At 50.0% G+C, this 13,781-nt stretch carries 6 protein-coding genes; 5 read left to right on the plus strand and 1 reads right to left on the minus strand.

Translation table 11 applies throughout. From position 1 onward, the window contains the following. Window positions 1–85 precede the first annotated feature (85 nt). The 5 genes from WCO51_03115 to WCO51_03135 all read left to right on the plus strand — a co-directional run bounded on the left by WCO51_03115 (window position 86) and on the right by WCO51_03135 (window position 9,860). A complete protein-coding gene (locus WCO51_03115) occupies window positions 86–2,008 on the plus strand; it encodes a DUF6785 family protein (protein MEI6512246.1) in 1,923 nt (640 codons plus the stop codon). 31 nt (window positions 2,009–2,039) lie between these two features. Beyond that, window positions 2,040–3,965 carry a DUF6785 family protein gene (locus WCO51_03120; protein ID MEI6512247.1) on the plus strand — a complete coding sequence of 642 codons (1,926 nt, stop codon included), beginning with the start codon at window positions 2,040–2,042 and terminating at the stop codon, window positions 3,963–3,965. 84 nt (window positions 3,966–4,049) lie between these two features. After that, the gene (locus WCO51_03125) at window positions 4,050–5,972 is read left to right on the plus strand and encodes a DUF6785 family protein (GenBank protein MEI6512248.1); all 1,923 of its coding nucleotides are present in this window, start codon (window positions 4,050–4,052) and stop codon (window positions 5,970–5,972) included. An 11-nt stretch (window positions 5,973–5,983) separates the two neighbouring features. After that, window positions 5,984–7,936 (plus strand): DUF6785 family protein, encoded by a 1,953-nt coding sequence (locus WCO51_03130; protein ID MEI6512249.1) that lies wholly within the window; start codon window positions 5,984–5,986, stop codon window positions 7,934–7,936. 4 nt (window positions 7,937–7,940) lie between these two features. Further along, the gene (locus tag WCO51_03135; GenBank protein MEI6512250.1) at window positions 7,941–9,860 is read left to right on the plus strand and encodes a DUF6785 family protein; all 1,920 of its coding nucleotides are present in this window, start codon (window positions 7,941–7,943) and stop codon (window positions 9,858–9,860) included. 68 nt (window positions 9,861–9,928) lie between these two features. Here the strand turns inward: WCO51_03135 and WCO51_03140 are convergent, their stop codons facing one another. Continuing rightward, window positions 9,929–13,630, minus strand: a complete 3,702-nt coding sequence (locus WCO51_03140) for a multicopper oxidase domain-containing protein (protein ID MEI6512251.1) — start codon at window positions 13,628–13,630, stop codon at window positions 9,929–9,931. Between the last annotated feature and the right edge of the window lie 151 nt (window positions 13,631–13,781).

Raw genomic sequence — 13,781 nt, forward strand, 5'->3', positions numbered from 1 at the left:
ACCGAATTAAAGAAGAGATAGGTTTCGAAGCAAAACTATTGCCTAGCGGTCAAGAGGAAAAGTAGTCTCCAGAAATAGATAATTAATGATAGATAATACGGAAGTTATTGAAGAAGGGAAGACTAGCGCGGGGATTGGGATTTCTTGGCGGGCCGTTGTTATTGGCTTGTTATTAATCCCAATTAACGTGTATTGGGTAATTCTATCGGAACTTAGGTGGGGGGTAATTCTAACTCTCAATCCGCTATTTGTTACGCCTATTTTCTATCTGTTGGGTTTAGTTGGCATTAACGTTCTTTTGCGACGAGTGGCGCCTAAGCAGGTGCTTAAGCCTTCGGAGATGGTGATTATCTACATTATGCTCGTGCTCTCATGCACGATTGCTACAATGGATTACATCATTAACCTTATCTCCTTTATGCCCTATGCGCGTTGGAATGTCACGTCTGATAATAACTGGGCTACCAATATCTTCCCCTATCTGCCTAAACATCTTTTGGTTTGGAACAAGAGCTTGCTGGAAGGTTATTATTATGGCAACTCGACGATGTATCGTCCTGCTGTGTTGCTCATGTGGGCAGGGCCGTTGGCATTTTGGTCGTTTTTCATCTTTACTTCCAGTTGGATTATGTTCTGCATAAACGTCCTGCTTCGAAAAGCTTGGATGGACAACACGAAGCTAACTTATCCAACTGTTCGTTTGCCATTTGCGTTAACAGAGGAAGATAAGCCTGGCTCGATGCTTCGGTCAAAAGTGCTTTGGTCAGGATTTGTTGTTGCTGCGGGTATAAGTTCTCTTAATCAGCTTCACAATTGGTTTCCATCAGTGCCATTTATTCAAGTGCAACCGTGGTTTATCCCCCAATCGGAAGCTTGGATGGGAGGCTCGGCGCTTCGAACGACCTTTTATCCATTTGCAATTGGGTTGGCATTCCTCGTGCCGTTAGATATTTCATTCTCATGCTGGTTTTTCTATCTCTTTTTGAAGTTGCAAAGCGTTGCCGGTTTTTATGCGGGCCTGAATGGTATTCCCGAATTCCCTTGGCGAGGGGAACAGGCAGCTGGTGGGTGGTTTGCATTTGGAATTCTATTGCTTTGGAGCAGTCGGAAGTATCTCAAAGGGGTATTGCGAACCGCATTTAATAATGATGGTTCCGATAATGGAGAGCCTATCTCCTATCGCGCTGCATTTTGGGGATGGCTGATTGGGTCCATTATCTTTTTTGCCTTCTGGCTTGCTGCGGGGATGAGCCTGTTTTGGGCTTCTTTCACGATGTTCTCCTACTTTATGGTATCTATTGCCATAACACGCATACGAGCTGAGGCGGGAGCGCAGCATTCGGTCTGGTTAATGGAACCATTTCGGATGGTCAGACCATTCGGCTCTAATTTCGTCGGATCGGGAAGCATGGCGGGAAGCGCTGTGAGCCACTGGTTCTGGGATATGAACCGAAGCCACATGATGCCAGCTCAGATGGAGGCTTTCAAGCTTGCCAAAGATCATGGCATGAATCTGCGCAAGCTGGTTATACCGATGATTCTTGCTATCGTTATCGCTACAATTGTTGGAATGTGGTCGAGCCTTCATGTTTTATATAAAGACGGGGCTGTAATGAGCGTAGGGTATGGTGGATATACAGGTTATGAAGCATACGAATGGCTCAATAAGGCGGTGAATGGGGGATTTCCTGCCGAGATTCAGCGTTTCTGGGGTATCGGTGTAGGTGCTGCATTCGTCACAATACTTACGGTTCTTCGTGAGCGTTTTGCATGGTTTCCTTTCCATCCTTTAGGTTTCTGCGCCTCATTTGGTATGTATTTGCATTGGGTTCCGTTTTTTGTGGCATGGTTAATAAAGTTGGTTGTCCTGCGATTTGGTGGGTTTAAAGCTTATAAAGCTGTGATGCCGTTCTTTATTGGGCTAATCTTGGGTGATTACATCACCGGCGCTATATGGTCGCTAATAGGTATCTTCTACCATATACCGGCTTACCAGATATTCGGTTAATTTGATGAGAGGGAAGAGAATATTGGCTTTTGTGGAAGAGAAAAAAGAAAAGGTTGAGACTTCCAGTCGAGTATTTTACGGCAGGGCATTGCTGATAGGAATGCTTCTGGTGCCGTTTAATGTATATTGGATTGTCCTATCGGAAATCCGTTGGGGCAATCTATTAACCGGTAATCCGCTCTTTGTAACTCCTATCTTTTTTCTTTTCGTTATGATGGGCATTAACCGAATGCTCAACAGGTTCGCCCCCAAGCTAGTTCTTCAACCTGCCGAGTTCGTGATTATTTACGTGATGCTCGTCATCTCTTGTGCTATCGCGGCGCAAGAGTATATGGGCAATCTTATGGCAACCATACCATGGCCTCGATGGTTTGCAACCACCCAGAATGGCTGGGAAAAGAATATGTTTCCACACCTTCCGCATTGGATGTTTGTATGGGACAAGAAGTTGCTGGAAGGTTTTTTTCAGGGCAATGGTTCAGTATGGGATCCAGGAGTTTTGCGCATGTGGCTGACTCCGATGGCGTTCTGGTCAATCTTTATCCTCACCTCCGGTTGGATTATGTTTTGCCTTAATGTTATCCTTAGGAAAGCTTGGATGGATAATACAAAGCTTTCCTATCCCATGGTCCGACTGCCATTGGCGATGATGGAAAAAAATACCCCGACTTCACTTATGAACTCGCCGGTGTTGTGGTTAGGTTTCATTTTGGCAGGTAGTGTTTGTTTCCTCGGACAGCTTCACTTATGGTTTCCGAGTGTTAATAGTATAAATCTGCGATTAACAACCTTTGACTTTAGCTCTCCTCCATGGAGTGCAATCGGCCAAATAGGCATTAGCTTCTACCCCTTTGTTATTGGTTTAGCTTTCTTAGTGCCATTAGATGTCAGTTTTTCATGCTGGTTCTTCTATCTATTTTATAAGTTTGAGCAATTTATTGGCGGGCAATGGGGACTGGCGAGCGTTGCGGGATTTCCTTTTCGAGATGAACAAGCAATGGGTTCCTGGTTCATGTTTTCTCTTATCCTAGTATATACAAGTAGGAAGTATCTAAAGCAAGTGTTCCTGATAGCGTTTAAGAACAGGGATGGCTCTGATTCGGAAGAACCAATTTCTTATCGCGCAGCCTTCTTGGGGGCAGTGATTGGATCAATTATTGTAACTATCTTTTGGGTGGCTGCAGGTATGGGGATTGCCTGGGCTTTGGTCACCAATGCGATTTTCTTCCTTGTCTCTATAGTCATTACGAGAGTAAGAGCGGAAGCAGGCGCTCAACATACGATGCGTTTTCTCGACCCGGGAAATGTCGCTCACCTTTTCAATTCGTCTATGTTTGGACCGGCGGCATTGGCTGCGACAGCGTCTAACCACTGGATTTGGCGAGACAATAGAAGCAACATGATGCCAAATCACATGGAAGCTTTTAAGATTGCCAAAGAACAGGGGATGAACCTGCGTTCGCTAGTTGTTCCAATGGTGATTGCGTTGGTGCTGGCTACGGCAGCGGGTTTCGGGTCGATGTTGCACGTGATCTATAAAGAAGGCGCAATGGCAGGTTGTGAACCTACTTTTCCTAAACATGCAGGCGGAGAAGCTTTTCATAATTGGCTTAGCGGCGCTTTGAGTAATGGGTTTCAACCGGATGCAACTCGATGGGGGGTTACCATTTTCAGCGCAGGATTTGTCATCTTCTTGTCATGGCTGCGCGAATGTTATTCCTGGTTTCCATTCCATCCGCTTGGATTCTGTTTGAGCTTCGGTATGGGTTGGCATTGGGTGCCATTCCTGATAGCATGGATCTGCAAGTTTTCAATTCTCAGAATAGGCGGCCTCAATCTTTACCGTCAGGTAATGCCTTTCTTTTTGGGGCTTATTTTAGGTGACTACGTCATGGGCGCCTTCTGGTCCCTAATCGGTGTTATCTATCACTTACCGGCTTATCAGATTTTCCCGTAGTAGGGTAATGTTCAGTTAGTTTGATGTGTCATTGTCATGGGCACGAAAAATCCCTCGCAATGACAACAGAGGATAGTATGCTTAGTGGCTATTGAACAGGCGGCAAATGAGAACGGGACTATAGTTGCGGCGAAGGTATCTTATCGCCGGGCGTTCTTGTTGGGCTTGATTTTGATGCCGATTAACGTGTACTGGGTGATAGCCGCAGAGTTGCGGTTTGATCTGGTGATGTCTCTCAACCCGCTATTTATAACTCCTGTTTTCTATCTCTTTGTTTTATGGTTCGTTAATCTGCTAATCGAGAAGCTATTCCCCAAGTACATTCTGAAACCACATGAGCTGGTTGTTATCTATGTGATGTTAGTAATGTCCTGCACGATAGCTTCTGTGGACTATCTAATCAACCTAATCTCGCTCATGCCATGGCCGCAGCATTTAGCCGAGACTTATCCTGGATTTATAAAACCAGCCTTGCCATATCTCCCAAAATGGCTATTTGTTTGGGATAGGCAGGTCGTTAAGGACTTATTTAGCGGAGATGCGACAGTATTCAGCTACAGGGTGCTTCGGGCATGGCTGCCACCGTTAGGGTTTTGGTTGATATTTATCACTGCATCCTGTTGGATTATGCTTTGCATGACCGTTATGATTCGCAAGGCATGGATGGAGAATGTGAAGCTCTCCTATCCAATTGTAAGATTACCCTTTGCGATGACCGAGCGAAATACTCCAGCTTCGCTTATGCGCTCGCATGTAATGTGGTTTGGGTTTGGGATAGCAGCTTTTCTGGGTATCCTTAAGCAATTGAATCACTGGTACCCCTCAATTGTTAGTATTCAAACAGGATCTCAGTGGATTCCAATCAATACCGCCCCTTGGAGCGCTATGGGGGCAATTCCTGTTTCGTTTTATCCATTTGATATCGGCCTGGCTTATTTAGTCCCTTTGGATGTCTCATTCTCCTGTTGGTTCTTTTATCTATTGTATCGATTTGAAAGTGTGTTATTGTCTGTTGTTGGGCTTGGCTCTGTCAATCACGGCCAATTAGGCATTGAACAGGGATTGGGTGCTTGGTTTTCGTTTGCTTTAGTGCTGATTTGGGGCATTCGAAAGCATCTTCGCCATGTTATTCAGATTGCTGTGCACCCTGATGGATCTGATTCAGGTGAGCCGATGTCCTATCGACTTGCCTTTTTCGGTCTTATTGCTGGAGGAATTGTATTCGTTGGTTTCTGGTGGGCAGCGGGAATGAACCCGCTTTGGTCTTTTTTAATGATGGTCACCTATTTGCTGGTCTCCATCGCTATCACCCGTGTTCGAGCAGAAGCTGGCGCGCAGCATGTTGTTTGGGCAATGAACCCGCTTCGAATTATTCAATTATTTGATTCGAGGTTGTTCTCCCAAGAAACGATTGCAGCCTCAGCAATGAGCCACTGGTATGTTCGTTTCGAACGAAGCCATATGATGCCAAGTCAAATGGAGGCATTCAAACTGGCGGGTGAGCATGGGATGAACATGCGTAAGTTAGTGGCGCCTGTCTTGATTGCGTTAGTGCTTGCAACCATTGTAGGAATGGGTTCGAGCCTTCATGTTTTATTAAAGCATGGAGTTGTCAATGCTCCGGGGTACTATACTGGTGCAGCTAATGAAGGGATTAATTGGTACGCCCGAACAGTGACCGGCGGATACGAAGGGCAAGGCCATGTTGGTGTCGTAGCAGGCGCAGCGGTATTCGTATTCTTTCTGGCATGGCTCAGAGAAAAAGCTGCATGGATGCCTTTTAATCCATTAGGCTATTGTATCGGCTTCGGAATGAACTATCATTGGGTACCCTTTTTGATAGCTTGGCTGATCAAGCTGTTCGTTTTAAGGTTTGGTGGGCTTAAGCTTTTCCGGCAAACTCTCCCTTTCTTCCTGGGATTGGTGCTTGGAGATTATATTACTGGAGCGGTATGGTCACTGGTTGGTTTGCTGACAAACTTGCCGCCGATTAGGATTTTTCTATAGGTATGTCTTAAATGCACTCAAACAATGAGTTTAAGGATAAAGAACCGACAATAAAGGAGCGCACTAACTATACGCGTGCGCTTATAATCGGCATCATTCTTGTTCCCTTTAATGCTTATTGGATTGCCTTATCGGAGCTGCGCTACACATTAATATTAACCGCGAATCCTCTTTTCGCCACGCCGATTTTCTATCTGTTTTCTTTAGTTGGAGTGAATGCATTATTGCACCGCTTCGCTCCCAAGTATATTTTTAAGCCAGCCGAGCTAATTATTATTTACATCATGCTGGTGATGTCCTGCACGGTTGTCACGTTTGATTATCTGTTGAACTTGATGTCGACGATGTGGTGGCCGGCTTTGCAAGCTTCTCAGGAGAACCAATGGGCTAATATGATGTTCCCCGTGCTTCCCAAAGAGCTACTTGTTTGGGATACTAATTTGCTTGAAGGAATAACTAACGGGAAAGCATCTTTTAACGAACCGGCAGTCCTGATGATGTGGCTAAAGCCGTTGGCATTCTGGTCAACCTTTATTTTGGTTTCGGGCTGGATTATGTTCTGTATGAACGTAATTTTGCGCAAAGCCTGGATGGAGAATAACAAGTTGACGTACCCCATCGTTCGCTTGCCATTGGAACTGGCGGAAGGCAACTCGCCGAATTCAATATTAAAATCGTGGGCGCTATGGGCGGGGTTTATACTTGCAGCTTCATTAAGTTTGCTCGAACAACTTCATCAATGGGTGCCAGCTGTTACCACTATTCCTACAGGCATCCAATGGCTTAATTTCCCTGATAAACCTCCCTTTAATGCAGCCAATCCGATTACGCTCTCTTTCTATCCATTTGCGATTGGCCTCGGTTTTCTTGTTCCTCTTGATGTGTCATTCTCATTCTGGTTTTTCTACATATTTATCCGACTGGAAGGTGTTCTTGGCTCTGTTTTTGGTCTTAGCGCTATACGAGGGTTTCCATACGTGTACGAGCAGACGATGGGAGCATGGTTGGCCTTTGGGTTTGTATTAATCTGGAGCTCTCGAAAGTATTTGAAAGACGTTGTGAGGATAGCATTCCAAAAAGATGGTTCTGATGCGGAGGAGCCTGTGTCTTATCGCATTGCGCTGCTCGGACTGATCGGAGGGGCAATCTTTTTCATGGGCTTTTGGATGTGGGCGGGGATGACCTTCCTTTGGGCATTTATTGTGATGGGCATTTATTTCCTCGTCTCCATAGCCATTACGCGTATCAGGGCTGAAGCCGGAGGTCATCACAGTATCTATGTATTGGAACCATTATCAATTGGCAGTATGTTTAGTTCGAGTGCGGTGGGCGCAACGACACTAGCCGCAATGAGCGTGAGCCACTGGTTCTGGCGTCTTAATCGCAGTCACATGATGCCGTCTCAGATGGAAGCCTTTAAGATGGCCAAAGATCAGGGAATACGTCTGAAAACGCTAATTGCCCCTATCTTCATCTCCATCGTGCTAGCTACTATTGTGGGAATGTGGGCTTGTTTACATATCTTCTATCGAGATGGGCGTAATCTTGTCAATGGGTTCTCATGGACTGGAGCGGGAGAAGGCTATGCTTGGTTAGAAAATGCTTTGAGCGGGGGGTATAAACCGGAGCACAACAATTGGGGCGGGGTTATACTTGGCGGCTCTTTTGTGCTTTTATTGTCCAGATTTCGAGAGCTTTATAGCTGGTTTCCTTTCCACCCCCTCGGCTACTGTATGGCCTACACTATGAACTATCACTGGATGCCGTTCTTTATTGCCTGGATATGCAAGTTCGCTATCCTTCGATACTGCGGCCTGAAGGTGTATCAATCCGCAGTTCCGTTCTTTCTTGGGCTTGTACTCGGCGATTTCATCACGGGCTCATTGTGGTCGCTAATAGGCATTAATCTGAATGTTCCTGCGCATCGGTTGTTTATGTTTTTAGGCCAGTTCGGTGTAAAATAGCCTTATGAATGAAGATCAGGAGCTAGAGCAGCCGATTGAGAGCAAGCAGGTTTTTTATTTAAGAGCGCTTGTTATCGGGGTATTGCTGATCCCATTTAATTGCTACTGGCTTGCTGCGGCAGAGCTTCGCTGGTATGTGATGCTTACGCTTAACCCCCTCTTTATTACCCCGATTTTCTACCTGTTCATTCTTGCCCTTGCCAATATGGCGCTCCGGCGGTTTCTGCCTAAGTATGTCTTGAAGCCTGCGGAGTTAGTAATTATCTATGTGATGCTGGTAGTATCCTGTACTCTCTGCACCCAGGACTATTTACGCAACCTAGTCCAAGCCATCCCTTTCCCCCGTTGGTTTGCTACTGCGGAAAATCGGTGGGAGACTGATATGTTTCACCACTTGCCGCAATGGCTGTTGGTGTGGGACAAGAAGCTTCTCGAAGGCTATTTCCGGGGCGACAGTTCACTCACCCCCTCTGTCATTCGAATGTGGTTCTTGCCGCTTGCATTCTGGTCGATCTTCATCATAACTTGCGGCTGGATTATGCTTTGCATGAGCACTCTGCTCAGGAAATCCTGGTCAGACTACACTAAACTTTCTTATCCTATTGTTCGTCTTCCGTTTGCTTTGACTGAAAACCCACATCCTGGGGCGGCGCTTCGTTCGCCTATCCTTTGGGCCGGATTTGCACTTGCGGCTGGGATTAGCGCTAATAACCAACTTCATCAGTGGTTTCCGATGATTAGGGAGATACAAGTACGGGCGCAGCCGATCGGCTTTTCTAACCCTCCTTTAAGCGCATTAGGCGGGGCAGCGCTGACACTTTATCCCTTCTCAATCGGACTCGCCTTCCTGCTCCCTCTCGATGTTTCATTCTCCTGTTGGTTCTTCTTCTTGCTTTTCAGACTGCAAGCCCTTGTAGGCTATCAGATGGGTTATGGCAACGTGCAGGACTTTCCTTATGTGCATGAGCAAGCGATTGGGGGGTGGACTGCCTTTGGGCTTTTATTGCTTTACAGCAGTCGTAATCATCTGAAAGAAGCTGTCCGCGTTGCCCTCAGGCCTGATGGCTCAGATAAAGATGAACCGATGTCCTATCGGATTGCCTTTTGGGGGCTATTGATTGGATGCGCTATATTCTTCGTCTTTTGGTTAGAAGCAGGGATGAGCCCCGGTTGGGTCTTATTTAGTTTGGGTGCCTATATGCTGACTTCGATAGTCATTACAAGAATTCGAGCAGAGGCCGGTGGGCAACATACTTTTGCAGATTTAGAGCCGGCCGGGTTTATGCGTTTATTTGATTCGAATACCGTTGGCTCCAATAACCTTGCTGCTGGCGCCCTTAATCATTGGTATTGGCGTTATAACCGGAGCCACATGATGCCCAATCAGTTGGAGGGCTTTAAGTTGGGCCAGGATAATAAGATGAACCTGCGCTCCCTGGTGCTCCCCATCATGATTGCTATGGTGGTGGCGACTATCTTTGGGATGTGGGCGTATCTGTATGTCTCCTATACCGAAGGCGCTTCCGCCCGATGCTTAGGTTTTACAACGGGCGCAGGTAATGAAGCATTCGGCCCCTTAGGCTCCGCGCTTAAAGATGGGTATAAGACAGAAGCAGGGAAGTGGGGGGTAGTCGCCAGTGCAGCCTTATTTGTCGGGTTCCTCTCCTATATGCGTGCTAGCTACAGCAGTTTCCCGTTCCACCCATTAGGTTATTGTATTGCCCCCGGCCTCGTCTGGCATTGGATGCCTTTCTTCGTTGCATGGGTCATCAAATTCACGATCCTACGCTACGGAGGCCTCCGCACTTATCGCCAAGTGCTTCCCTTCTTCCTGGGTTTAATCCTTGGTGATTACGTTGCCGCAGCCCTCTGGTCACTAATCGGCGTAATCTTTCACATGCCCGCCTATCAGGCGTTTCATTAATCATTTATAAAAAAATAGGGCCTCGGGGGTAGAGATTAACTCACCCCCGAGGCCCTGTGTGTTAGTGGTTACGGTGTGGTTATGCTGATAGTCACCCAAGCGGACGTGCCGCCAAGGTTGAATGCACGGACTCTGAGATAGAAGGTCGTGCCGCGAGCCACATTCCCCGTTCTGTACGTGATCGCGTTCGCGCCCAGCGTGGCAGTGCCCCCGATGGGAACGAAGTTCGGGTCGAGACTATACTGAACGGTGTAACCGGTATTGTTGGTGGCCACGTCTGTCCAGTTCAGCGTGATCCTAGCGTTGGTATTGTTTCGTATCGCAGCTGTAACAGTTACGTTCGTCGGCGCAGCCGGAAGGCTGGGTACGACCACCGTTGCTGTGTTGGTATAAGCCGATGAGATAGCACCGGCTACAGCCATAACACGATAGGCGTAGGTATTGCCAGCTGCTACAGTCGTGTCGACATAGGTAACACCGCCTGTGCCGTTCCGCGGACCTCGCGCTGCAATCTGGCTGAATGCCCCCCCGTTAACAGATCGCTCCATGATGAAGCCCGTTTCGATGGTGGAGTTATCTCTAAAGGTCAAACTTACCTGTGTGACTGCATTAAGTGTAGCAACCAGGTTGGTCGGGGCTAGAAGGATCACAGATACGCTGGCTGTGTTGGAATAAGCCGATGACAAAGCACCGGCTACAGCCTTAACACGGTAAGCGTAGGTATTGCCAACTGCTACAGTCGTGTCGAGATAGGTAACATTGCCTGTGCCAGCGTTTGCAGCCAGCGCAACGAGTTGAACAAATGCCCCCCCGTTAACAGATCGCTCCATGATGAAGACCGTTTCGATGTTGGAGTTATCTCTGAAGGTCAAGCTTACCTGCGAGCCTGCATTAAGTGTAGCAACCAGGTTGCTCGGCGCCACCGGTAGTCGAAGTACCACAGTCACCGTGTTCGAGTAAGCCGATGAAAGGGTTCCGTTCTTGGCATAAACACGGTAGGCATAGCTATTACCTGCGACCACGGTTGTGTCGAGATACGTGACGTTGCCGGTGCCTGTAAGTGGCCCTGGCGCTGCCAGTTGGGCAAATGCCCCACCGTTCACGGAGCGTTCGATCACGAAGCCCGTCTCGTTGGTGGCATTATCCATCCAAGTGAGTTGGATCTGCGGTCCTGCCTGAAGAACGGCAGCCAGATTTGTCGGCGCCGCCGGCGGTGTGGGGACGGGCGTCAGGATCGACGAAGTGTTAGACCAGGCGGAGTAGCTGATTGTGTTCTCAGCGCGGAGCCTGTAGTAGTAAGTGATTCCCAGTTCTACGGTGGTGTCCACAAACGCCGTCGCAGCCGGATCGGCCACGCTGAACTCCGCTACTCCCAGAGTGAAGTCAGCGTCAGTTGCTCGCTGGATCAGCAGGTTAGTAGCTGCGGGAACCGTGGAGTTGTTCGTCCACGCCAAGTCCACCGAGCCACCCCAGACGGCTGTCAGACTCGACGGGACGGCAGGCGAGACCAGGAAGTCAATCGGCCGCATCATCTCCATTTCCTCGTGGCTGAGGACGTGGCAGTGAAGCATGTACTCCCAGCCGTAGTTGTAGGGCGCGTTGCTGATGATCACCGGGCCATTCCCTGTGACAGGGTCCCAACTCTGCCAAGTCGCGCCCACCGGCATCGTTGGATCAAGTAAACGGACACTATCAGGAATCTTGAAGGGGATGTCAGGAGCATACGGTCGCATCGCAACTATCGTGTCTTCAAGCGGGCTGACTCTGATAGTTTCCTTCCAGCCAAGCTCGTTGGCGTCCGGCAGTCTGATCGCGCCGTCCCATCCGACACGGTTGACCAATTGAACGTTAAATAGGTGGAAGTGGATGGGATGGGTGTCCACGCCGTTGTGCGTGAATTTCCATATCTGGGTACCATCACCAAGAACGGGTGTTAACAGAGTCGCCGTCGTGTTGTTCACGAGAATCTCAGTGGACGGGTCCATGTAGGCCAACGGGCTGAAGGCCTGTGTCAGAGCATTGGTCCCAGGGACTTCGGTGCCCAGCTTGCCACTCATCCGTCCCCACTGGTCGTATACCCCACCCATCTCGTCATGGAGGGCTTTCCGGGCCATTGGGATTGAGAGCCGCGTGCCGTCGAGAGTCTCGAAGGGCAGTGAGGTGGTGGATATCCCGGAGTAGCCCCACCATGGCGAAGCTGCCGGAAAGAGTTTGTCGGGGTTTTTCCCGATCGGCCTTGTATAGGCCGAATCGTAGGCCGACTGCCCTACGAGTATCGGATCCTGTGCCCGCTCAAACACACCAGGATGCCCCGTCGCCGAGGCCCACTCGGTCTCAAGCGCGGTCTGACCGAGCCATGGGTCGACCACAGCGTCGGCGCGGACAATGATCTGCATGACCGTGCGCACGTTGGGACCGAAGCCCGGCAGAGTCGGCCAATGGCTGCCTGTATCGCGCATGTCGGGCATGCCGGTGTAGTAATCCTGGCGAGGGTCGAGCGCAGGGAACGCCACTGGAGCGTCGTTGTAGAGAATCAGGGTCTTGCCGGCATAGCCGGAGAAGTCAACAATGACGTCAGCGCGTTCCGCACACCCCAGGAGGAGTGAATGATCGATGACGTTGCCCATGTTGAATGTCGTCTGGTCCCAGTTCCAGGTAATCGGCCGGGCGGGAATCACCGCAGGCGCGGGAAGGAAGCCTCCCTCGGTGCCGATCTGGATCCAGTCGGGACCTTTCAGAGCAGGATCAGGCACGCCGCCTTCTCTTCCGTCCATCGGCCAGTCGACAGGTAAGCTCCCGTCATTGCATGCCGGCACCATTTTGACCTCGGTCAACGGCGACGATCGCTGAGGGTCCGGAACCGATACAGCCGGGTCGGCAACGTAGAACTGCAAGTTGAAGAATCTGTCGTTCGCCGCGTTTAGGATTCGGAAGCGGTAGGCCTTCGGATCCACAGTGAGCGTGGGATAGGCCGTTCCGTTGACGAGCGGGGTGTCGTTATAATGCTCCATCCCTACGGATGGGTCAGGCACGCCAGGCATGTACTTCGGCTCCCAAGGGCGCGTCGCAGGGCCGTCACTAAGGTACGGCACTCCGTTGGGATCGATATCGCCCGCGAACCAGGAATCGTAGTATGGGTTCGGCACTGGCCCGTGCTGGATATCCGTCACCGGTGGCCAGAACCAGGGACCATAATGCCAGCGGCCCATGGGAGCCATGCCGGAGAGGTCAGCCGGGTTTTGCGCCGGCATGTAAACGTGAGGGACCCAGAGGTCGCCGGTCTTGAAGTCGGGATAGCCGTTCCCGTCTCCATCAGCGCCGGTACCCCAGCGCCAGGTTGGATCGGTATCGCCGATTGTGGCGGCGTCCACGAATGTCTTGTCCTGGATGATCAACGGAATTTGCTCTGCCGGAATGTAGTTGCCGGCGACCAGCGCATCCTCTACTGGATCCTGAATCACATAGCCCGCTGCCTCGCCGACATAAACGTTGAGTCGGGTGATTCCATACACGTGGTCGTGGAAGAACATCAGACGGGAACTCTGCTGGTTAGTCCAATAGAAGGTCATGCCACCGGGACCGGGATCGGGCATATCCGGCACGTTGGTCACGCTGACGCCCTTGGGATAGACGGTGCTCTCACCTGCGGGAGTCGTCCACTGGTGGGGAGTCCCATCGCTGATCCACGGGGTGGCTCCGCCGTGAAGGTGCAGCGTCGCGCGGTTCTGCTTGTACGGGCTGACGCCATCAGGTCCGACGCCCGCGCCCATCGCCGTGGTGTCGGTGGGGATGAAGAGGTCACCACCCGCGTCGATTGGAAGCTGGTTGACGAACTTGACGCGCGTCGGTCGGTCCCTCTCGGCGAGGATGGTCGGGCCGAGGTAGCTGGGCGGGGTGACCTGTCCGCCGGAGGAGTTGAGT

Source organism: bacterium, assembly GCA_037131655.1.
Taxonomy (GTDB): Bacteria; Armatimonadota; Fimbriimonadia; order Fimbriimonadales; family JBAXQP01; genus JBAXQP01.